Genomic DNA, 21305 nt, shown 5'->3' with positions numbered 1-21305 from the left:
ATGATGTTGTAATCGCGATCTGGTTTAGAACTGCCGCTGTGGGCGACGGGCGATCAAATACAGGGTGATCAACGCCAATAAACTGGCGATCATCACGTACCAGGCCGGGGCAAAACGGGTACCGGTATTTTGGGTTAACCAAGTGAGGATTGCCGGGGCAAAACCACCGAACACGGTGACAGCCAGGTTGTAAGAGACGGACATGCCGCTGGCACGGACTTCGGTAGGAAAGAGATCTGATAAGGCTGCGGGTGCCACGCCGACGAACAATGACACCAGCACGCAAAACAGTGTCTGCACCAGTATCAGCATCGCCGTGGTGTGGTAGGCATCCAGCAGCAACAACAATGGGTAGCTGGCGACCAGCAGTAGCGCAGCCCCGGCCTGCAAGATCTTCAGTGTCCCGATCCGGTCTGACCAGGCACCGGCAGCGACACAACACACCACCATAAAGCAGTTGCCGATCAGCGCTGCCAGAAACGCCTGGTGGCTTTCGAAGTGCAGTACGCGCTGGACGTAAATCGGCATATAAATAATCAGCGCATAGACACTCACGGCCCATAGGATTGACAGCCCGGTCCCCAGCAGGACGGCATGGCGATGGGTACGGAATAACAAGCGCAACGGCATCTCTGGTGCACGTTTCTCTTGCAGCCGTCGCGCCTGTTCCTCGGCGAACAGGGGCGTTTCTTCGAGCGTTTTACGCATCCACAGGCCGATCGGGGCGATTGATAGGCCGATAATGAAGGGAATGCGCCAGCCCCAGTCACCCACTTGCTCGTGGCTAAGTATCAGCGTGACGGCTGTCGCCACCAGTGCGCCAAGGATATTGGATATCCCCATGCTGGCCTGCAGCCATGAAGCGTACTGGCCTTTTTGATCCTTGGGGGCATGTTCGATCAAGAATGCTGCGGCACCGCCAACTTCACCGCCCGCGGAAAACCCTTGCAGCACTCGGCCACACAGGATCAGCAGTGGTGCCCCTATACCAATGGCGCTATAGGGGGGAGCAAAGGCAATGATTGCGGTACCGACGGCCATGGTCATTATCGTCAGCGTCAGAGCGGCCTTACGGCCGACCCGGTCGCCGTAAGCGCCGATCACCAATGCACCGAGGGGGCGAATGACGAACCCGAGGCCGAAGGCCAGAAAGGCTTCAAACAATTGGGTGCCGGGATCGTTCGGGTGAAAGAAGTTCTGCGCGATATACACCGCAAAAAAAGCGTATACCGAGAAGTCATACCACTCCAGCGCATTACCGACAGAAGCGGCGGCAATCGCTTTGCGCCCACTGTTTTTTTTACGCGGCGTGACACTGGCGTCAGTGGCCAACAGAGGCGATATTGAGGGAGCCGTGCTTTTATTCATCGTTGTTCTCCACAAGGCAGTGAGATATACGGCAGGGATTTTTCAGCAATCTCGTCCAGTGACTCTTGATAGCCGGCGTCGGCGTAGCGCATCACGCCCGTGCTGGTGTCGTTAGTCATCGACAGTTGCAGGCGCTGTGCCGCCGCAATGCTGCCGTCAGCAACGGTGGTGATGCCAGAGCTGGTCATATAACCGCTGTAGCCGCCGCCACCGGAGTGAATGGCCACCAGATCCGCCATAGAGGCACAGTTGACCAAGGCATTGAGCAGCGGCCAGTCGGCGATCGCATCGGAGCCATCCTTCATCTTTTCAGTCATGATATTAGGATGTGCCATCGCACCGGCATCGAGATGATCGCGTGTGAAGGCGATGGGACCGGACAGGCGCCCGTCTGCCACCATACGGTTCACCTCTAGCGCCAGCTCGGTACGTTCACCGTGACCAAGCCAAGCGATGCGCGCCGGTAATCCCTCGAACGGAACATGCTTACGTGCCAGGGTGATCCAATTACTGACGATGCGATTGTCGGCAAAACGCTGCAGCAGATAGTCATCAATCACGCGAATGTCGTCGCTGTTATTGGACAGGGCTATCCAGCGGAACGGGCCGATAGCGCGGCAAAACAGCGGGCGAAGGAAGGCCTCGGTGAAAATAGGGATCTCGAATGCACGCTCAACGCCGCCCTGATGGGCGTGAGTGCGTATGAGATTGCCGTTGTCGAACACCACCGCACCGCGATCCATAAAACCGATCATGGCCTGTACGTGCTGAACGATTGAACGGCGGCTGGCATCCATCAGGGCATTGATGTCTGTTTCGCGCTGTGTCGCCACCTGAGCGAGGCTATAGCCCGCAGGGACATAGCCGTAAACCAGGTCATGCGCTGCTGTTTGGTCGGTGACGATATCAGGGATGACACCACGGGCCAAAATAGCCGGGTAGATCTCGGCGGCGTTGCCTAGCAGGGCAACAGAAAGGGCCTCTTTGCGCTGTTGGGCGGCAGCGATCATCGCCAGTGCCTGGTTGAGATCTGCCGCTTGATGCTGAAGAAAACCATTTTTCAGCCGCTTGTCGATGCTGGCTTGATTGACTTCGATGGTCAGAATCGCGGCATTGGCCAGAGTGCCTGCCAGTGGTTGGGCACCGCCCATGCCACCCAATCCGGCGGTAAGAATAAAACGCCCGCGTAGATCGTTGTCAAAATGCCGTTCGGCAATGCGCGAGAAGATTTCATAGGTGCCCTGGATCACGCCCTGCGAACCGATATATTGCCAGTCACCGGCGGTCAGTCCTCCCCAGCAGATCAGATTCTCTTTTTCCCAGCGGTAGAAGTTTTCCGCTTTCGCCCATTGGCCGACCATATTGCAATTGGCCATGATCACTAACGGTGCATTGGCGTGGGTTTGCAACACGCCGATGGGTTTGCCGGACTGCACCAGCAAGGTCTGATCTTCACGCATGGTTTTCAGTGCGTGAACAATGGCATCGTGTGATGGCCAATCACGTGCGGCCCGGCCCAGAGCGGCATACACCACCAGTTCATCCGGGTTTTCGCCTACCGCCAACACATTCTCCATCAGGCGCAGCAGGGCCTCTTGTCGCCAGCCGAGGCAGCGTAATTGGGTGCCGGAGGTGACCCCAAAGGTTCTTTTCATGCGGCATCTCCTGTCGGCAGGTAACTGCGTAGATCAATACCCAGCGTTTTCTCCACCGGGGGATAGACCGCAGGATCGGTAACCGAAGACGAGAGCGGGAACTGCGAGTGATGCATATGGAAAATCACGACGTCCATCCCGGCTTTCAGTTGCCCTGCGCTGATCGGGTTACCGGCCATATCCAGTGTGGTGATGACGTCCGGATAACTGGCAATTCGCTCACCGTGGGCATCTTCTACTGCCATATGCTCATTCATGACGTGGATGCGGCGCAGCCCATTCCCCTGACCAATCGTCACAATACCGACGTCAAACGCCTCTTCGGTATAGCGCAAACTGTTGTCGGCAACGACGCCGCTGCCGATGATTTGACCGCCGGTGTGGCGGCAAATCGCGTCGACAACGTCACGGCCCTGTGCCGCCAGAATGCTTTCACCTAATGAGATCGCCTGACTGATTCCCCCCAGTGCCGCGTGTTGGCGTACATAGGCGGCCGGTATCGGGTTGCGGCAACTGGCGATGAACCCGCCGGACATGTCGGCCGCTTTGCGCAGCACTGGCGATACCTTGGCGGTGGCGCCTTTCACGACCAACTCGATATAGGCATTATGGTTACGGTTACCACCGACGGCGGCCTGGATCATGGGTTGCGGGCTGGAGGCCAGGCCAATAGAACCCATATCACCGGTGGGATGGGCGCGCAGGTCGCCAACGGCATCAACGACCTTGCAGCCGAGGATTGCCGCAGGCAACCAGCCGTTGAGGGTACTGGACATACCATTTTGGCCAACCATCAATCCCGCGATAGGGGCGCCCAGTTCCTGTTGTACCAGTTGGACCGCCTTGACGTAGTCGACACCCAGCATCTGCCAATCGGTCAGACCGCCGGGGGCGCCAATTGCCGCAGCGGTGGCGATCCAGGCGTCATCGGCCAACTCATCAAGAGTCACTAACTCTGGCCGCCCAATGGTCACGGCCAACCGCCCCAGTTCAAGGCCGTGGGCCACCCAGCCGCCACCGCCGCAGGCAAATACCGAACCGCCTTTTACTGCGGCTTCTACATCATCAAGTGTTAAAACACGCCCCATGGTCTGTGCTCCTGAAAGTATCGGTGAGATTGCGCTTGAATGAATAATCTGTGAATAGTTGCGCTACCGGAATTCGATACTAGGGGGCGGTTAACTAAAATGTCGCATTACTTTTTATCACCTGCGTATAACAAAATGTTAACCCATGGCCTAGAAAAAATAATGCGCCGCCGTCATGAGGGACAGCGGCAAGGGAAAGGGCGAAAAAATGGCCTAGCGCGACCAGTGGATCTGTACTGACTCCAGGGTATGGATAAACGCTTGTGCCAAGCGCGACAACGGTTCGTACATGCCATGCACGATACTGATAGGGGTATTTGCAGTGGGTTCTATCGGCCGGAAAACCACCTTGGTCCACACAGGTCCGTTGGCGGTAATTTCGTCGATCAATGCGATACCTACCCCGGCTTGCACCAATGCACAGGCGACATGGATCTGCTGCACCTCAACGGTGGGTCTCAGAATAATGTCGGCATCGTTCAACAGTTTGCGTACCAGCTGGCCGATAGGGATGTCGGCACCGTAGCCAATGAAGGGTTGGTCGATTAACTCTTCGATGCCAATCACATTTTTAGCCGTCAGTGGATGAGAAGCGGGCAGCGCCACCACTAATCGGTTCTCGTACAATTGACGCGAATGCACGTTGGGATGGCCCTCATGCAGAAAGGCGACGCCCAATTCGACCTGTTGTGTCAGCACCGCTTGCAAGAGCACATCCGGGATCATGGTGTGCAGAATTACCCGCGCTTCAGGCAGTTGTGCGTGAAACTTGGCGATAGCACTGGGGATAAGGCCTTGGCCTAAACTTGGGCTACAGGCAATGCGCAGGTGTCCCATGCGGTTTTGGATCAAATCCTCCGCCACTTCGTTGACCCGCTGTACTCCTTGATACACAGAGTTGACTTCGACAAACAGGTGGCGAGCTTCTGGCGTGGGGTACAGCCGCCCCTTGATACGCTCAAATAACGTCAGGCCTAACCGTTGCTCGGTATAGGCGATGAGTCGTGAAACTGCCGGTTGAGAAACGTGCAGCAGTTTTGCGGCACCGCTGATCGAACCGGTCAGCATAATGGCGCGAAACACTTCGATTTGTTTGAGGTTTAAACGCACACGTCCTCCACGGGTAGTTAACATTTTGTTATGCATGAGTGATAAACAAGCATAAGACAGAATAGATAGCCTCACCCTACACTGCCCTTGGTATCGGCACAACTGGTCGATTGATAACCTGAGATAACTGCATTTTTATGCAGTTATCGGAAGGGGGTAATAAGGAGAGAGGCATGATGAATCTGAGTCAACGACCCGAGCTGGTGGTAAAGGGCAATCTGGTGGATGCCGAACGGGTGACACCTGACGGCTGGCTGGCGATCGCTGGCGGTAAAATCATTGGGAGCGGCAGTGGACAAGCCCCCGAGGCATGCAAAGTCATTGAGGCCAGCGGCAAGTGGATCCTGCCCGGCGTGATTGACGGTCAGGTGCATTCTGGTAGCCAGGCGAATCAGGAAGGGCTGGGGTGGGCATCGCGCGCGGCGGCGGCGGGGGGGATCACGGTGATGGTTGATATGCCCTATGACGACCCCGAACCTGTGGCTTGCCGCGCACTGCTGGACGCCAAGATTGCCGAGGTCGAGCGTGACTGCCATGTTGACGTGGCCTTGTTTGGTACCCTTAATGCAACCTACGGTTTTGACGCCGCCGCGGGTCTGATTGAAGGTGGCGTGTGTGCCTTTAAATTCTCTACCTTTGAGGCCACACCGGGACGCTTCCCTCGAGTGGATGAGGATGACCTGATGCACGCCTTTGAGCTGATTGCGCCCACGGGGCTGGCCTGTGCGGTACACAACCAAATGCAGGAGCTGACGCGTAAGAATATTCAACGGATGATCGACAAGGGGGATACCGGCTGGGATGCTTTTATGCGTGCCCATACGCCCTTGATCGAAAATCTGGCGACGGCGCTGATTTATGAAATGGGGGCAGAAAGCGGTGCTCGCGCCCATGCGGTGCATGTTTCTACCTCACGCGGTTTCGAGCTGTACCGGATGTATCGACAGGCCGGGTATCCCGTCAGTATTGAAACGTGCGTTCAGTACCTGATGCTCAATCACGAACAGCATACGCGCCAATTTGGTGCCAAAACCAAACATTACCCACCGATCCGCCCAAAAGCGGAAACGGAACGACTGTGGAGCCATATTGCACAGGGCGATTGTACTTTCGTTTCGTCCGACCACGTCAGTTGGGGGCTGGAGCGGAAAGGGGATGCCAACGTGTTCAAAAATGCGTCCGGTGGTCCCGGATTGGAAACCTTGCTGCCCGCACTGTGGACGGGATGTGAGCAACACGGCATCGCACCGACGACCGTGGCACAACTGTTGTGCCGCAACCCTGCGCGTCATTTCCTTCTCGACGATCGCAAAGGGGCGTTTAACCCCGGCATGGACGCTGACTTTGTCATTCTGCGGCCGGAACATCATCGATTCGACCCGGCTAACAGTCTGTCAGCCGTCAAATGGAGCGCTTTTGAGGGCATGGAGTTTAGCGTGCGGGTAGAAGCAACCTATTGCCGTGGTGAGGCGGTTTTCGTCGATGGGCATATTGTTAACACTCCGGGGACAGGCCAGTTCCTGCGTCCACACATTGCCAGAGGAGAAAACCAATGACAGCGTTAATCGATAGCGGACGCTTATGGGCAAGGGTCAATCATCTGGCACAGATGACGCTGCCGGACGTCCCCTGGACACGGCGTGCCTTTACACCGCTGTTCAGTGAGGCGCGTATCTGGCTTGCTGAGCAAATGCAGCTGGCCGGACTGACAGTGACGTTGGATGAGGCGGGCAATCTGATCGGACGTCGTGCAGGGCTACGCAATGATTTGGCACCACTCGTCACGGGGTCACATTGCGATACCGTGGTGGGCGGCGGGCGCTATGACGGCATTATCGGCGTATTGGCGGGGATAGAAATAGCCCATAGCCTGCACCAACAGACAATTGCTTTGCAGCATCCGTTTGAGGTGATCGATTTTCTGTCCGAAGAGCCGAGTGATTATGGCATTTCTTGCGTTGGCAGCCGGGCGCTCAGCGGTGAGTTGGACAGTGGCATGCTGGCGGCGAAGAACGCACAGGGTGAAACACTGGCGGAGGCAATGGCTCGTATCGGTGCTCAGCCTGAAAAGCTGGCCCAGCCGCTGCGCCTGCCTGGGGGTACAGCAGCTTACCTTGAATTGCATATAGAACAGGGCCCAGTGTTGGAGCACCAACGGCTGCCGATAGGGGTTGTAACGCATATTGTCGGCATTCGCCGTGTATTGGTGACTGTGGTTGGGCAACCGGATCACTCGGGCACCACGCCTATGGATATTCGTCGCGATGCACTGGTCGGTGCGGCACATGTGATAGAGCAGGCCCATGCCGCGGCATCACGACAAAGCGGCAACCCGCATTATGTGGTAGCGACCGTGGGCCGTATCGCTATGACGCCGAATGTACCCAACGCCGTACCGGGGCGGGTGGAGTTAATGCTTGAAGTCCGAAGCGACAGTCAGCAAGTATTGGACTGCTTTCCTGAGCTCCTGCTGGAGCAGTGCCTTTCGCGGTTACAGGCGTTGGGTTTGCAGGCGGAATTGCAGCACGTTAGCCGTGCGCGCCCTACCGCCTGCGCGGAATCGGTGATGCAGGCGATTGATAATGCTGCGCAATCACTTGGGTTGGCCAGTCGTCGTTTGCCTAGCGGCGCTGGACATGACGCCGTTTACATGGCACCGACCGGGCCGGTGGGAATGGTGTTTATTCCTTGCCTGAACGGGCGCAGTCATTGCCCTGAGGAATCGATTACCGAGCAACAGTTGGCGGACGGCGCCAGGGTGTTGGCACAGGCATTGATTAATTTGGATAAGCAACTGGCGTAAAAAAGGGGCCAATCGGCCCCTGAATCGTGAATACCTCTTTGCTTATGGGACTGAGCGCAACGTGCTGCGCCCCGTTGCCTTACAGTTTAGGTCCCGCATTCACCAATTTTTCCCCTGCAGGGGTCAGGGTATATTTAGCGAAGTTGTCGATAAAACGCTGTGCCAGATCCTGCGCTTTTTCCTGCCAGAGCGATTCGTCAGCGTAGGTTTTGCGCGGATCGAGGATCGAAGGATCAACGCCCGGCAACGCTGTCGGCACTGCCAGGCCAAAGATCGGCAGGGTAAAGGTGTCGGCGTGTTCAATCTCACCGTTCAAGATAGCGTCGATGATGCCGCGTGTGTCCTTAATGGAAATACGCTTGCCGCTGCCGTTCCAACCGGTATTAACCAAATAGGCCTGGGCGCCGGCGGCTTCCATACGTTTAACCAGCACTTCGGCATATTGCGTCGGGTGCAGCGTCAGGAAGGCTGCGCCGAAACAGGCAGAGAAGGTTGGGGTTGGGGTGGTGATCCCACGTTCAGTCCCCGCCAGTTTGGCCGTGAAACCGGACAGGAAGTGATATTGGGTTTGTTCCGGCGTCAGGCGTGATACCGGTGGCAGCACCCCGAAAGCGTCCGCAGTCAGGAAGATGATTTTCTTCGCATGGCCCGCTTTAGACACCGGTTTGACGATGTTTTCGATGTGGTCGATCGGGTAAGAAACACGGGTGTTTTCGGTTTTGCTGGCGTCATCAAAATCAATGCTGCCATCGGCCAATACCTGCACGTTTTCTAGCAGCGCGTTGCGGCGGATCGCCTGGTAGATTTCAGGCTCTGCCTGCTGAGACAGCTTAATGGTCTTGGCGTAGCAGCCGCCTTCAAAGTTAAACACGCCGTCATCATCCCAGCCGTGTTCGTCATCGCCGATTAACTGACGTTTGGGATCGGTGGAAAGGGTGGTTTTGCCGGTGCCGGACAGGCCAAAGAACACTGCCACATCACCTTGTTCGCCAACGTTCGCAGAACAGTGCATTGAAGCGATGCCCTGCAGCGGCAGCAGGTAGTTCATGATCGAGAACAACCCTTTTTTCATTTCGCCGCCGTACCAGGTTCCGCCGATCAGCTGCATACGTTCAGTCAGGTTAAAGGCAACGAAATTCTCTGAATGCAGCCCCTGTTGTTGCCAGTCCGGGTTGGTGCATTTGGCCCCGTTCATCACCACGAAGTCCGGTTCGAAACGTTGCAGTTCTTCGTCGGTCGGGCGGATAAACATGTTTTTGACGAAGTGTGCCTGCCAGGCCACTTCGGTGATGAAACGGACCTTCAGGCGGGTATCGGCATTGGCACCGCAGAACGCATCCACAACAAACAGGCGCTTGCCGGACAGTTGGTTGCCCACCAATGTTTTCAGATGTTGCCAGACCTCGGGCGACAGCGGCTGGTTGTCATTTTTGCCGGTGCCGTTGTCGGACCACCAGACGGTATCGCGCGTGGTGTCGTCACGCACAATGTATTTGTCTTTCGGTGAGCGGCCAGTGAACTCGCCGGTATCGACGTTAACCGCACCCAATGTGGTTAGCGTTCCGCGCTCCAGTGCCGGCAGGTCGGCACGGGTTTCCTCAGTGAAGAGTTGCTCGTAGCTTGGGTTATGGACGATTTCGGTAGCCTGATGGATGCCGTAACGGGCCAGCGTTTGTGGGGTAATAGCGATTGAAGACATATCCTACTTCCTTATTAGTTCTATGCCCGCTGACTTTCGGGCCGCAGCAAAACTACCCGCATTCAGTAAGCCGCAGGGCATATATTATGTGCCTGTTTTCTGCACGGTGCCGCGTACAGAGACAGGCTCGGGTACAGCTGACCGGATTCAGCTAATTGCCGCTCCGGTTCTCATTAATAAACGCGCGGATTTTTACTTCCACCTATAGCATAGCAGTGAATTTACGACTGATTATTTTAATTACAAAACGCTGACGATAATTAATTAAAACCAACATCGGCGAAGGTTCACAATATTGGATTAATAAGGCGTAATTTAGTTTTGTATTTTTATTTTTTATCATATTGTCAGTGCTGTCCACTATTTTATTTATTATAAGAAATCTAATTTATCCAGATAATGGCTTGTTTTAACGCTTTAAATTACTCCACGTATCGTTAGACGATCCGCTCCATACTGAACACTTGTCAGCAGGGTGAATAATGAAACAGATAAATGCAGAAATTGCGTGTGAGAAAGAAACACCGCAGCCTGATCCGTCAAGATTAATTAATCAAATCCGGCAGATGGATATCGGTGCAGTACCGGTTGCACTGTTTATCACTATTTGTGCCATTGTTGCCGTTTCGGCCTACGCCAACTTCTTGCCAAAGAATATGATCGGTGGTCTGGCGGTGATCATGACACTGGGTTTTGCGCTGGCACAGTTAGGGAAAAGTATTCCCGTGCTGCGCGATATTGGTGGCCCGGCGATTCTGTGCCTGATGGTGCCTTCAGTATTGGTTTACTTTAATTTCTTCCAGCCGAACGTAATGGCTACCGTTCATCTGCTGATGAAAGACGCCAATCTGCTGTACTTTGTGATCGCCAGTTTGGTGGTCGGCAGTATTCTTGGCATGAACCGGGTGATCCTGATTCAGGGCATGATCCGCATGTTCGTGCCTTTGGTCGTCGGCACGGTGACGGCCGTGGTGACGGGGCTGTTGGTGGGTAAGTTGTTTGGCTTCACTTTCTATCACACCTTCTTCTTTATCATTGTGCCGATCATCGGTGGCGGCATTGGTGAAGGCATTTTGCCCCTGTCACTGGCGTATTCTGCCATTCTGGGATCAACACCAGACGTGTATGTGGCGCAACTGGCACCCGCAGCGGTATTGGGCAATATCTTCGCCATCGTAGCGGCAGGTGTGTTGGCCCGTCTGGGTATGAAGCGCAAGGCATTGAGCGGCGATGGCATGCTAATCCGCTCGGCGCAAGAAAACGCCGTGTTTGCCATTAAAGAAACCAGCGGTAACGTTGATTTCCAATTGATGGGGGGCGGGCTGTTGGTGATTTGCGCCTTCTTTATCGTCGGTGGTCTGTTCGAACACATTGTGCATATCCCTGGCCCGGTGCTGATGATCTTGTTTGCGGTACTGTGCAAATACTGCCGAGTGATACCCACCTCAATGGAAACGGGAGCACACAGCTTTTATAAATTTGTTTCCACCGCGCTGGTGTGGCCGCTGATGATTGGCTTGGGTATGTTGTATGTGCCGTTAGAAAGCGTGGTAGCCGTCTTTTCAGTAGGTTATGTGGTGGTCTGCGGTTCAGTGGTGTTGTCTATGGGGTTGGTGAGTTTCCTTATTGCGCCTTATTTAAAAATGTACCCGGTTGAGGCGGCGATTGTTACCTGTTGCCACAGTGGATTAGGGGGGACCGGCGACGTAGCGATCCTCTCCGCATCCAACCGCATGGGATTGATGCCTTTCGCGCAAATTGCCACGCGTATTGGCGGCGCTTCTACCGTCATTGGTGCGACGCTGCTATTGGGTTGGTTAATCTGAGTCCAAATGACATTATGGATACCGGGGTGGATTGCCCCGGTTTTTTTATTTGTGTCGCGGGCTAATAATAAGCACCAAAGCGTAATGGGAAAGGGCGTCATTATTTTAATGAGGTGAGGCGGTATTTTAATTAAAAGTGTCTATGCTTTTTGTTAAGGGATTATCGTTCTCATTAAGAGTGCTCATGGAGGGTGCCAGCCGCATTACCGAAATCCCCGTATTGACTCAGCACCGGACCCCGGCCATTAAGGCTATCCGTCAGTGACGCCCTCAGCTCACTGAAATGACGAATATGGAGATTTTGGCATGTCATCAAATAAGCAACAGGCTAGCGCTTCTGCTGAAGCTATAACGGTATTGGCCCTTCAGGGCGCGTATAAACCTGAAAGCGATTCACAGCTTAATGTGATCCATCCCTCAAAAAGTTTTGATAATGCCGGGCTGGAATTGATTCGTGGCGATCGCAGTTGGCACGACAAAGGGGTAACAGAAACGGCGGTTAACCTGAGCTATAGCTTCTGGGAACAGGCACCGGGCAATATGTCGAGCATGGCGATCAGCGGGTTCAGCAGCTTTAATGCACAGCAGCGTGAACAGGCGAAACTTTCACTGCAATCTTGGTCAGACGTTGCCAATATCACCTTTACAGAAACCAGCAATACCCAAAGCGCGAATATCAAATTTGGTCTTTTTGATGTCAGCTCTCGTGGTTCATATGCTTTCGCTTATAACCCGGACTCTTCTCCATCGGTGGCGGGACAAACCTGGTATAACGCCAAAAGCAACGTGTTCGTCAATAATCTGATTCATGAAAATGAATATGGACGCCAGACATTTACCCATGAGATTGGTCATGCTCTGGGGCTGCAACATCCAGGCGATTACAACGCTGCGCCTGGCGTCAGCATCACTTACAGCAAAGATGCCACCTACTTTGAAGACAGCCGCGCCCACAGCGTCATGAGTTATTTCAGTGAAAGCAGCACCGGGCAGGACTTTAAGGGGGCATACTCCTCTGCTCCATTGTTAAATGACATCACGGCGATTCAGCATTTTTATGGCGCCAATATGACGACCCGTAGCGGTGATACGGTTTATGGCTTTAATTCCAATACCGATCGTGATTTCCTCACGGCCACCCATGCCCAGGACAAAATCGTGTTTACCGCGTGGGATGCCGGCGGCAATGACACTTTTGATTTCTCCGGTTTTAGCCAGAATCAGCGCATTAATCTTAACGAGAAATCGTTCTCCGATGTGGGAGGGTTGAAGGGGAACGTTTCAATCGCTGCCGGTGTTACGATCGAGAATGCGATTGGCGGTGCGGGAAATGACGTCTTGATTGGTAATGCCGCGAATAACCTACTGCAAGGCGGAGCGGGCAACGACGTACTGTTTGGTGGCGAGGGCGCTGACCACCTGTACGGTGGCGCAGGTAAAGACACCTTTGTTTATTTTGGTGCGTCGGAATCGCGTGCGTCTGCACCGGACTGGATCCACGATTTTGTTCGTGGTGAAGACAAGATTGATCTGTCGCTGTTTAATACCGGCAGCAATAGCCTTGAATTTGTCAGCCAATTTAGCGGCAAGGCCGGGGAGGCTATGTTGACCTATGACCAACAGGCTCATGTCAGTGATGTGGCAATCAATATGGGCGGCGGGTTTGACGGCAGTGATTTTCTGGTGAAAGTGGTGGGGCAGCCCTTGGAAATCAGTGATTTCGTGCTGGCGTGAGGCCTGATGGCAACAATAATTCGGTGTTTTGAGGAAAAACCCGACAATTCCTATTAAATCCGTCATGTTAGCCTGACATAGTAATGCCCAGAAGGCCGGGCTTGCATACCTCGGGCTTCTGCCGAATCGCCAACCATTCCGGTTGGCGATTCATTTTCCATCTTTCAGCATGTTGATCGCCGCGCCGATCAGGATACGGCGTTCGATATCGTTGCAGTCGTCCAGTTGTTGTGTCAGGTGTTTCGCCAGCGTTTCTACCGTTAAAACCTCACCGCGATGGCGCAACTGCATCACGCTGTCGCCGATCAAACGTGCTACTTCATCCCACACGGGTTTTATCTCCTGCTCCGAGAACATCATCGTTTACCTCGGCTGGGTGATTTTTGGTCAATGTAGCAGGTGAGCCTGGGGTTCGCCACCACCCCGATCGCACAATTCCAAAACCGGAAGTATAAAAAACAAACCATCAGTATTTCTTCTGGTTTTTTTATCCAATACTGACAGTGTTGAATATCTGGAGGATGAATGATGAAACTGATCGATCAATTGGCTGGCTACCATCGCCGGAGTCAGCGGGCAGAAGTGCAGCATTGGTTGAGTCGTCTGTGGTTACCCCAAGGGGAGGCTCGAATAGCCTATCTGCGCGAGCTGCTGGAGCCGGAAGCCCAACAACCCGCAAAACGGGATCACCCCTAGTGCAGTGTTCGCCAGTGTCCGGCCGGACTGGCGTTATTCGAGAATATCTTCGATCTCTTCGAGCATCTGGTGACCTAATTCGGTGGTAATCATCAATACACCGCAGATCAAAATAACCAGCGCCAGCAGCAGTAAGGCGATTTGGATGCCTTTGCCATTATTTTTTGCCATCGGGCTTGCTCCTTGCCGTTAGCCAAAGACGATTGCCGCCCAGCGCAATAACAGTAGGGCGAGACAGATCAGCAACAAAATCAAAAACATCTTCCAGTGTTTGGTGCGCATGCGTTTGGTTGCCAATGTGACCTCCTGTTGGTGTAATCAACTGAAATACCAGCCGCCGATAACAAAGATAACGATCACCACCACCGCCAGGACTTTGAGTAAGTCACTAAAGGTGTCATCTGAGTCTTTATCTGCATCTTTCATTTTACCGCCTGACCGTCGCCATGGAGTGGATCTCGCCCACAGTATGCCTGTTGTCCTGGCACAGGCACAGGCATTTACCGTAAACGGCTTGTAAAAAATGTGGGAATGAGTGACAGCGGGGTGAATTAGGCAGGTGCAGGCAGCGGGGAATACGTTGTACTATTCTGTCTGCACAATGATTCATTCAATAAGGTATGGCAATGGCGAGCGAAATTCCGAAAAAATATGAAAACACCGAACGTTGGGCGTTTGGCAATACTGAGCAGCAGGCCGATGACATCGTAAAGCTGATCCTCAACGGGACCAAGACGGCAACCTGCGCCAATCTTGACGGTGAAGGTATCCCGCTGGCCGGCGATGTGTTTGTGGTGGTTGATGGCAAGGGTAACCCGATTTGCGCGGTAGAACTGACATCAGTAGAAATGAAAACCTACGATCAGGTTGATGAAGCGCATGCTTATGCTGAAGGCGAAGGTGACCGTTCACTGGCCTACTGGCGTAAAGAGCTGCAGAGTTTCTTTGAAGAGTATGAACTGTTCTCACCTGATATGACGCTGGTGCTGATGAATTTCAAAGTGGCAGAGACGTTCTGATTTGACACGTCCAGTTCCCTACGTCTGCCAGTGGGCGACACCCGAACTTGCGGCCGACTTGATTGCGGGCCGAGTGACGTTGGCTGACGACACCAACTGGGCGCTCAGTGGTGCGCATGACCGTGCGGAATACGTCGAATGGGCTAACCACGTCTGCGGTATGGCCTGTCTGAAAATGGTGTTGAGCCACCGTGATGGTGATGCGCCATCGCTAATGGAGCTGGCACGCCGCAGTTTGCCGTATGGCGCTTACGTACGTGAGGGGGAGCGTATTAAGGGGCTGATCTACGCGCCCTTTGTCGACTATGTGCGTGAGCAGTTTGCGCTGGCGGCAGAGGTTCGGGTTGGGCTTGAACCTGGGGAGTTGCTGCCGTTATTAGCGCGACACCGTTATTTTATGGCCTCGGTGCACCCTGGCATTCGCCAGCCTGAGCAGGTACCTCCTCAACGAGGGGGGCATCTGGTTTTGGTGACGGCGGTCGAGGCTGACTGCGTGACCTTCCACAATCCTTCCGGTGACAGCCTGGAGACCCGCAAACAGGTTCGGTTACCGATGAACCACTTTGGCCGTTTTTTTGCCGGCCGCGGTATCGCTATCGCATAAAAAAACGCGCCGTGTTCTTAGCGGACACTGCGCGTTCTTCCGTTTACTGCCGTTCATTCTAATCGCATCACCCAGGCATCGGTCTGTCGATCGTAATGTTGTTTATACAGCAGCGATTGCTTGCCATTCAACATTGCCGGGATGCTGGTGTGTTCATCCCAACCGTCTAGCTGCATACACAGGTCGGGATCCGACTTGCAAGGGATTGCCAGCGTACTGGCTTGCTCTGACGAAGAAGACAAATGTGCATCGTCGACCTCAAAACTGCCTATTTTCACCACGGTTTTGCCCATTGGAACTCCTTGCCTGATCTGCTGGTATGAGGTGTGACCAGTTAGGGTCATCAGTATCAGCATAGACAAATGAGCAAAAAATGCCACATAAAAAATACAAGCTGGCAACATTCGTGTTCGGTGGCTACCGCATGGCGTTAATATGTCACCACAAAACTGACGTTGTCCTGATAGGTACCGACCGGCGCTTCGGTTTGTGCCGGGTTAATGGCTGCCTTGAAAGGGATGCTCTGCGCCAGGCCGGTCCCGGCGCCGCTTTGCGCGTTGGTGCTGCTCCATACGGTAGAGGTATTGGGCAGATAAATTTGGTACTGCAGAAAATTAGTGGTGCCATTAATCATCTGCCGCCAGCCGGTAACCGGGTGGTTGCCATTGGTGAAGTAGGTGGTGTAGCCCTGGCTCTTGGTGCAGGTAAGGGTGATGCTTTGGTTAATGGGATTAAATTGGCCCACCAGGGCCATACTGCCAAAATTGACGCTGTTGGCGGTATTGATCAGGCAACTCTTGGTGATGATTGCCGTCACGGTGACGGTACTGGGTTGATCGGTACCATCCCACCAGACGCACAGTCCTAGCACCCCCAGGCCGCAGATATGGTAGTTCCATATCAGGTTAATGGTATCGGTATAGGTGCCGGCACTGACGTTCGCTCCTGCAGTGGTCTTGATATAAACCGGGAAGTTAACGTTAGAGGAGATCAGGATCAGCGACAGTAGATTCAGTGAACTGTAATCGATGGTTTGTCCGATGCTGTAGGGATATTGGTAATTCGCATCGGGGTAAATCAGGTAGGAAATTTTATCGCCGGAACCGTTGTTATTAAGTAGTGCCATGGTGTTTGTGGTTGAGGCGATTTTCACCGTTACGGTATTTTGTGACAACAGCGACAGGCCAAGGCCGGTGCAGTTAAGTCCTGCGGTACCCTGAGCATTGATCTGACCGTTGTACACGGCAAAGGAGCTGCTGGTGGGGAGCGTTACCGTACCGCTGGTGGTGCTACAGGCTGCCAGCCCTCTTTGACAGGTCATCAGCAACAACGCCGCCAGGATTATTATGAGTGGCCGAGACATATCTTTTTCTCCGTAATGGGTTATCGGCAGACGACGGGGCCGACGCGTTGCATACCTTGCGGTTTATCCAGGGTGAATTCTGCCTGGCATGGCGCACCGCCGTCAGCCGGAATGACGCTTAAGCGGTTGTGTTGTTCTACCGGGTCGATATAACTCATGCCGTCCCAGCCGACATAGCTTTGCTGATTGCTGCCGATAACGGCAACCTGGCTGCCATTGGCCAGATGTTTCCCTTGCGCATCGACCAGCTCAACGTCGGCAGCTGAAACACGTTTGACCGGGAAATTAACCAGGAAACCACTGTGGTCTCGTACGGCGACGGTTTTCTCTACCGTTGGGAGGGTAACGTCCGCAGGCAGATTTAAGGGGTCGATTTGGAATTTTGCATGGTAATACGAAGTGACGGTAGGCACTAATAGATAGCCATTGTTATTGGTTATACCAATCCGTTGGTTTTCGTAGCTCACCGGGATACCGGCGTAGCCATCCGTTGAAATCAGTGCAAAGGCGTCATTAATGGTATTGGTGGCATAGAAACTGCTGTTCATGGCGACCAGAGAACCGCTGACTTCGCCCCAACGCGTGTAGTTATTGCTGTTGCCATACAGGCCCGCGCGGGTTTCAAGCAGTGACGTACGCCAGGTGAGGTCGGCCTGTCGATAATCATTGCCACTGCCCTGGCTGTCGGCATAAGCCAGGTTCCATCCCAATCCGCCATCCGTAGGTGCAGACCGACTGTAACCCACGCGTTCACTCCAGCGATTATTGGTGTCACGTGTGGTGCTCACGCTGGCGGTGCCCCAACTGTCGAATGGGATACTGAGCTGGAGTTGCGAGCTGTAGCCGCTGCTGCCTATCTCACGGTTTACCGAGGCATACAGACTCATATTACGCCACAGAGTCAGGCTGTAAGATAAGTTGACCAAGCGCGTGCGCGTGCCGATGGCATCGCGCACGTCAAAATAGCCGACACCAATGCTACCAAAGCGTTCGAGCCCAATGCTGCCGGTGAGCTGATCGGTACGGCGGCTCAGACGGTAGCTGCTCTTATAAGCAGAAAGATCGCCGTAGCCTTCACTGCGCAGAACCCGCTGGGCGTTAAGGCTGAACAGTGAGTTGCTGTAGGTGTACCCCAGACTGGTTTGATCCCCACGCGTACTGGTGTACTGATAAACGTCGGTAGGTTCGGCCGGTGTGAACGGTTGACCTGTGATGGGATCATAGTAAATCTGCACGGGCAGCGGCGTGCCGTTGAATGCGTCACTGCCCGCCTGGCTATGACTGTAAGAGGCGTTTACTACCCCCCATTGCCCAATTCGAATGTCTGCGCCGGTGCCAGCGACGGCCAGTTGTGCGGCACCTTCGGCACGGCCTTCCAGGGTTAACCAATCGGTGACGCCGTAACGTCCACTGCCGCTGGCAACCCATTGCCCGTAGTCACCCGAGCTGATGCCGTAGTTTTGCCGCAGGGCACCGGTCGATAGGCTGAAATCACTCATACCGGCCTGGAGCAAATTACTGGCGACGTAAAAGGGCACAGTCGTACTCACCTGGCGACCGAGTGCATCGGTAGTCACTACCGTTGCCTGACCGGCACCATTAATGTAGGGAACGGTATTGAGCGTGAAAGGCCCGGGGTTCACATTCGTCGATGTATTTTTATAGCTGTTGATATACAGATCGACGCTGGTGGGCACCGCTGCTTGCCCAGAAAACTGCGGTAATGGGTAGGTTATTACGTCCGGACGTGTGGCGAAGTCACGCGCCAGTTGCAGCCCCCCAATTCTGACTGCTGTTGTCCAGGGTAACGAGCCGGTGGTGACATCGCCTGCGGTGTAACTCAGCATGCTGTCTTCGTCACTGTAGCGCCATGAGCTGTCGTAACGGACGTAGCGACTGTTTTGTTCGCTTGTGCTGTCGTTGTTGAAACTGCCACGATAAATACCGGTATTGGCGATCACACCAAATCCGTCGAATAAGCGCTGTTCGCTCCAGAGCGAGAAATACCCGGGGTTACCACTGCCGCTCTGGCTGGCATAGGCATCATAATTAAAGAGAAAACCAAGGCTGCTTTGTGCTTTCAGACGCTGTTCCGGATCGGTGGCGCTAATGTTTTGATTCGGCAGCCAGTCATTGGGCACGTTAATCATCAGCTGTTGGGTTTCGCCACTGTAGGTGACATCCACTTTATTGAGCTGATCGACGGCAATTTCTTTCGCCTGTTTATCTGCCACGGGCAGGCCGGCGTCGATAAGCTGTTGCGGGGTGAGGTAGTAGTGACCGCCGCGGTAGCTAATGGGGACCACATTGCCGGTTGGCCTGCCATTGACCACCGGCTCCAGGTAGAGGGTAGTATCGGGCATGGTGATCGCACCGGGCGGCGGTGGCAGATCGTCCGCCCGCAAGTCTGCTAGCCACAGGTCTACCACCATACAGAGTACGGCAAGGGCTAACGGTTTTAGTCTCAATCCGTTGCCAATAGGGAGGCGTATCCGATTCACCAGCACCGAAGGCTCAATAAGCCGGAATCGTTATTGGCTGTTTATTATCGTTGACCGTCGCCTGTAGCTTACCGCCGGCAAAACTGGCTGACGGCGGTAAGGCAAAGCGTACCTGCGAACCCGGCAGGACGTAGCCCAGTAATCCGGCCGCGAGAGGCTTGCCCTGCATGCTGACTTGTGAAAGCCGGGCATGCACTACACCGGTATTACGCACGTCAAGCCAGCGTTGGCTGTTTTGCTGTGATAACCGGTAACTGAGCTGCGGTTGGCTGGCCGTTGCGTAGTCACGCGGATGCTCGTAATCCTGCTTGGTCCAGATCCCTTTGCCGCTGACAAACAGCGGGACGGAATAACGCATTTGGAATTTTAATCCCATTTGCGCCCCTTTTTCTGGGGCAGCACCGTCCTGATCCTTAATCGGCACTTCATCGACCAGAATACGGTATGCCTGCTCTTTACCGTCAGGGGTCGGCGTTTGTCTAATTAAACGGATCAGCTGACGTTTGCCGGGGGCGATAGTGGCAACCGGCGGGCTGGCGACCACGTTACTCTGGTTGTGGTAGTCATCTTTACCGTTAACCTGTTGCCACCCGAGAACGCGAACTTGCATATAAACGGTTTTGCTGTCGCGGTTCTCCAACCACAGTGCGGTGGCCGGCTGATTGGCTTCAATGGCTGGATCAATCGGCCAGATAAGGATGGACGCGGCGGCAAAAGCGTGTGGCTGGCTTGCGAGCAAGAGGGCTGTCATCAAAGACAGTCTGAGGGCGGTTCGCATAGTGTGATCCTTGTTAAAGCTTAATAAGTCACTGTTAATAAGACCGTATCACTATAGGTGCCACTGGTGGGCAGGATACTGGTCGACATTAAACGGGCATAAATTTTGATTTCTTGCGTGCTGCCGGTGCTGGACACGGTTTGTGCGTTGCCACCGTTGGTGCCATCTCCCCAAAGGGTTGAGTAGTTACTGTCCTGGTACAGTTGGTACACCAGCGTTTCCAACGTGGTTGCGTTTTGTAATTTCCTGCCGCCGGAAATGGATCCGGTCACATTACTGCCTACATTAAGCGCCAATGTGACGCTCACATTTGGATTGCAGCGAATCAGTACCGAGCCAGCGCCAGCGCTGGATACGATGCTGATATTGCTGCTGAGTGAGGAGACCTGTCCGAAGCTGAGGGTGCCGAATGTCGTAACATCAGTGACACCGCTCCCCAATACGCAGCCTTTGATAATGGAAGCATTCACCGTAAAGGCCTGGCTAACGGTATCGGCAGAAGCCCCGCAGGCGCTTATCAGGCCAGCTAACAGCAAACAGGTCTTCGCGCTTTTCATTACCAATTTATCGTTACCTGCACCGTATCGGAATAGTTACCGGTAGCGGGGGTTGTTTGTGCGGGAACCAAGCCATACACCGGTAGCCAGGTCGTTTGTCCGGTGGCTGTCATCGACACGCCGGTCACGTTGTCCCAGACCAGGGTATGAGCGGCGTTGGTATAGAGGTTATAACTGACTTTTGCGCCAGCAGTGCTCTGCATATACCGCGCCGCCGTATTCCCACTCTGCCCGCCGCTCAGCAACACGGTGTAGCTGGTTCCATTGTTGCAATTTACCTGTAAGGCCCCGGAATTTTGCTGTCCGGTAACCGGCACAGCGGTATTGAGAAAATACACTGTACCAAAGTTAAGCGTACCAAAAGTGGTGCTGCCGCCGCTGGTGGTACCCGCCACACAGGATTTAACCAGTGTGGCGTTGACCGAGACAGTGGCAGTCTTGACATCAGCACGGCCGCTTACAGCCACCAGCAATAACAGACAGGCGCTGGCCAGACGCAGCATG

At 54.1% G+C, this 21305-nt stretch carries 21 protein-coding genes; 7 read left to right on the top strand and 14 right to left on the bottom strand.

What is annotated here, in order from left to right; all coding sequences use genetic code 11:
* Positions 1-24 precede the first annotated feature (24 nt).
* The 4 genes from ACI2J2_RS07235 to ACI2J2_RS07220 form a co-directional block, all read right to left on the bottom strand.
* A complete protein-coding gene (locus tag ACI2J2_RS07235) occupies positions 25-1368 on the bottom strand; it encodes an MFS transporter (RefSeq protein ID WP_404759743.1) in 1344 nt (447 codons plus the stop codon).
* Entirely contained in the window at positions 1365-3023 is a 1659-nt protein-coding gene (locus ACI2J2_RS07230; protein ID WP_404759742.1) for a urocanate hydratase, read from the bottom strand. The genes ACI2J2_RS07235 and ACI2J2_RS07230 overlap by 4 nt, the downstream gene beginning before the upstream one ends.
* Positions 3020-4111 (bottom strand): DUF917 domain-containing protein, encoded by a 1092-nt coding sequence (locus ACI2J2_RS07225; RefSeq protein ID WP_209632962.1) that lies wholly within the window; start codon positions 4109-4111, stop codon positions 3020-3022. Before ACI2J2_RS07225 ends, ACI2J2_RS07230 begins: the two co-directional genes overlap by 4 nt.
* Positions 4112-4324: 213 nt before the next feature.
* A complete protein-coding gene (locus ACI2J2_RS07220; protein ID WP_209632963.1) occupies positions 4325-5221 on the bottom strand; it encodes a LysR family transcriptional regulator in 897 nt (298 codons plus the stop codon).
* Positions 5222-5394: 173 nt separating this feature from the next.
* On the opposite strand from ACI2J2_RS07220, the gene ACI2J2_RS07215 reads away from it, so the two are divergent.
* Together ACI2J2_RS07215 and ACI2J2_RS07210 are read left to right on the top strand one after the other, a co-directional pair.
* A complete protein-coding gene (locus ACI2J2_RS07215) occupies positions 5395-6777 on the top strand; it encodes a dihydroorotase family protein (protein WP_404759741.1) in 1383 nt (460 codons plus the stop codon).
* On the top strand, positions 6774-8024 hold the full coding sequence (locus ACI2J2_RS07210; protein WP_404759740.1) for a Zn-dependent hydrolase: 1251 nt from the start codon (positions 6774-6776) through the stop codon (positions 8022-8024). Before ACI2J2_RS07215 ends, ACI2J2_RS07210 begins: the two co-directional genes overlap by 4 nt.
* 79 nt (positions 8025-8103) lie before the next feature.
* Here ACI2J2_RS07210 and pckA read toward each other — a convergent pair whose 3' ends face one another.
* Positions 8104-9723, bottom strand: a complete 1620-nt coding sequence (gene pckA, locus ACI2J2_RS07205) for a phosphoenolpyruvate carboxykinase (ATP) (protein WP_209632966.1) — start codon at positions 9721-9723, stop codon at positions 8104-8106.
* 482 nt (positions 9724-10205) lie between these two features.
* Here pckA and ACI2J2_RS07200 point away from each other — a divergent pair, with 482 nt between their 5' ends.
* Positions 10206-11549, top strand: coding sequence for a 2-hydroxycarboxylate transporter family protein (locus ACI2J2_RS07200; protein WP_209632967.1), 1344 nt, complete (start codon positions 10206-10208; stop codon positions 11547-11549).
* Between the two features lie 306 nt (positions 11550-11855).
* Positions 11856-13283 carry a serralysin family metalloprotease gene (locus ACI2J2_RS07195; RefSeq protein WP_404759739.1) on the top strand — a complete coding sequence of 476 codons (1428 nt, stop codon included), beginning with the start codon at positions 11856-11858 and terminating at the stop codon, positions 13281-13283.
* Positions 13284-13433: 150 nt separating this feature from the next.
* Here the strand turns inward: ACI2J2_RS07195 and ACI2J2_RS07190 are convergent, their stop codons facing one another.
* The gene (locus ACI2J2_RS07190) at positions 13434-13643 is read right to left on the bottom strand and encodes a hypothetical protein (protein ID WP_209632969.1); all 210 of its coding nucleotides are present in this window, start codon (positions 13641-13643) and stop codon (positions 13434-13436) included.
* Between the two features lie 165 nt (positions 13644-13808).
* Between ACI2J2_RS07190 and ACI2J2_RS07185 the strand changes: the two genes are divergently transcribed.
* Complete coding sequence (locus tag ACI2J2_RS07185) at positions 13809-13979, top strand: hypothetical protein (RefSeq protein WP_209634231.1); 171 nt, start codon at positions 13809-13811, stop codon at positions 13977-13979.
* 33 nt (positions 13980-14012) lie between these two features.
* Here ACI2J2_RS07185 and ACI2J2_RS07180 read toward each other — a convergent pair whose 3' ends face one another.
* Entirely contained in the window at positions 14013-14150 is a 138-nt protein-coding gene (locus ACI2J2_RS07180) for a hypothetical protein (RefSeq protein WP_209632970.1), read from the bottom strand.
* Positions 14151-14168: 18 nt separating this feature from the next.
* Entirely contained in the window at positions 14169-14276 is a 108-nt protein-coding gene (yniD, locus tag ACI2J2_RS07175; RefSeq protein ID WP_012144841.1) for a small membrane protein YniD, read from the bottom strand.
* 329 nt (positions 14277-14605) lie between these two features.
* Between yniD and ACI2J2_RS07170 the strand changes: the two genes are divergently transcribed.
* Together ACI2J2_RS07170 and ACI2J2_RS07165 are read left to right on the top strand one after the other, a co-directional pair.
* Positions 14606-14998, top strand: coding sequence for an ASCH domain-containing protein (locus ACI2J2_RS07170; protein WP_037422476.1), 393 nt, complete (start codon positions 14606-14608; stop codon positions 14996-14998).
* Position 14999: 1 nt separating this feature from the next.
* Positions 15000-15602 carry a hypothetical protein gene (locus tag ACI2J2_RS07165; RefSeq protein ID WP_404759738.1) on the top strand — a complete coding sequence of 201 codons (603 nt, stop codon included), beginning with the start codon at positions 15000-15002 and terminating at the stop codon, positions 15600-15602.
* 53 nt (positions 15603-15655) lie between these two features.
* On the opposite strand, the gene ACI2J2_RS07160 is transcribed toward ACI2J2_RS07165, so the two are convergent.
* The 6 genes from ACI2J2_RS07160 to ACI2J2_RS07135 form a co-directional block, all read right to left on the bottom strand.
* Positions 15656-15895, bottom strand: coding sequence for a YebV family protein (locus ACI2J2_RS07160; RefSeq protein ID WP_037422480.1), 240 nt, complete (start codon positions 15893-15895; stop codon positions 15656-15658).
* 137 nt (positions 15896-16032) lie between these two features.
* Positions 16033-16965 (bottom strand): spore coat protein U domain-containing protein, encoded by a 933-nt coding sequence (locus ACI2J2_RS07155; protein WP_404759737.1) that lies wholly within the window; start codon positions 16963-16965, stop codon positions 16033-16035.
* A gap of 20 nt (positions 16966-16985) precedes the next feature.
* Positions 16986-19397 (bottom strand): fimbria/pilus outer membrane usher protein, encoded by a 2412-nt coding sequence (locus tag ACI2J2_RS07150; RefSeq protein ID WP_404760279.1) that lies wholly within the window; start codon positions 19395-19397, stop codon positions 16986-16988.
* 82 nt (positions 19398-19479) lie between these two features.
* Complete coding sequence (locus ACI2J2_RS07145) at positions 19480-20244, bottom strand: molecular chaperone (RefSeq protein WP_209632973.1); 765 nt, start codon at positions 20242-20244, stop codon at positions 19480-19482.
* Positions 20245-20264: 20 nt separating this feature from the next.
* Entirely contained in the window at positions 20265-20801 is a 537-nt protein-coding gene (locus ACI2J2_RS07140) for a spore coat U domain-containing protein (protein ID WP_209632974.1), read from the bottom strand.
* Positions 20801-21304, bottom strand: coding sequence for a spore coat U domain-containing protein (locus ACI2J2_RS07135; RefSeq protein WP_265556175.1), 504 nt, complete (start codon positions 21302-21304; stop codon positions 20801-20803). The genes ACI2J2_RS07140 and ACI2J2_RS07135 overlap by 1 nt, the downstream gene beginning before the upstream one ends.
* Between the last annotated feature and the right edge of the window lies 1 nt (position 21305).

This window comes from Serratia sp. NPDC087055, assembly GCF_044900985.1.
Lineage (GTDB): Bacteria > Pseudomonadota > Gammaproteobacteria > Enterobacterales > Enterobacteriaceae > Serratia.
This window is presented reverse-complemented; position numbering and strand designations above follow the sequence as displayed.

Coding starts and splice junctions, on each gene's coding strand:
- ACI2J2_RS07155 (WP_404759737.1), bottom strand. CDS start 16,965: ATGTCTCGGCCACTCATAATAATCCTGGCGGCGTTGTTGCTGATGACC.
- ACI2J2_RS07235 (WP_404759743.1), bottom strand. CDS start 1,368: ATGAATAAAAGCACGGCTCCCTCAATATCGCCTCTGTTGGCCACTGAC.
- ACI2J2_RS07200 (WP_209632967.1), top strand. CDS start 10,206: ATGAAACAGATAAATGCAGAAATTGCGTGTGAGAAAGAAACACCGCAG.
- ACI2J2_RS07225 (WP_209632962.1), bottom strand. CDS start 4,111: ATGGGGCGTGTTTTAACACTTGATGATGTAGAAGCCGCAGTAAAAGGC.
- ACI2J2_RS07170 (WP_037422476.1), top strand. CDS start 14,606: ATGGCGAGCGAAATTCCGAAAAAATATGAAAACACCGAACGTTGGGCG.
- ACI2J2_RS07215 (WP_404759741.1), top strand. CDS start 5,395: ATGATGAATCTGAGTCAACGACCCGAGCTGGTGGTAAAGGGCAATCTG.
- ACI2J2_RS07185 (WP_209634231.1), top strand. CDS start 13,809: ATGATGAAACTGATCGATCAATTGGCTGGCTACCATCGCCGGAGTCAG.
- ACI2J2_RS07145 (WP_209632973.1), bottom strand. CDS start 20,244: ATGCGAACCGCCCTCAGACTGTCTTTGATGACAGCCCTCTTGCTCGCA.
- ACI2J2_RS07150 (WP_404760279.1), bottom strand. CDS start 19,397: ATGGTGGTAGACCTGTGGCTAGCAGACTTGCGGGCGGACGATCTGCCA.
- ACI2J2_RS07160 (WP_037422480.1), bottom strand. CDS start 15,895: ATGGGCAAAACCGTGGTGAAAATAGGCAGTTTTGAGGTCGACGATGCA.
- ACI2J2_RS07140 (WP_209632974.1), bottom strand. CDS start 20,801: ATGAAAAGCGCGAAGACCTGTTTGCTGTTAGCTGGCCTGATAAGCGCC.
- ACI2J2_RS07230 (WP_404759742.1), bottom strand. CDS start 3,023: ATGAAAAGAACCTTTGGGGTCACCTCCGGCACCCAATTACGCTGCCTC.
- ACI2J2_RS07210 (WP_404759740.1), top strand. CDS start 6,774: ATGACAGCGTTAATCGATAGCGGACGCTTATGGGCAAGGGTCAATCAT.
- ACI2J2_RS07195 (WP_404759739.1), top strand. CDS start 11,856: ATGTCATCAAATAAGCAACAGGCTAGCGCTTCTGCTGAAGCTATAACG.
- ACI2J2_RS07180 (WP_209632970.1), bottom strand. CDS start 14,150: ATGGCAAAAAATAATGGCAAAGGCATCCAAATCGCCTTACTGCTGCTG.
- ACI2J2_RS07135 (WP_265556175.1), bottom strand. CDS start 21,304: ATGCTGCGTCTGGCCAGCGCCTGTCTGTTATTGCTGGTGGCTGTAAGC.
- pckA (WP_209632966.1), bottom strand. CDS start 9,723: ATGTCTTCAATCGCTATTACCCCACAAACGCTGGCCCGTTACGGCATC.
- ACI2J2_RS07190 (WP_209632969.1), bottom strand. CDS start 13,643: ATGATGTTCTCGGAGCAGGAGATAAAACCCGTGTGGGATGAAGTAGCA.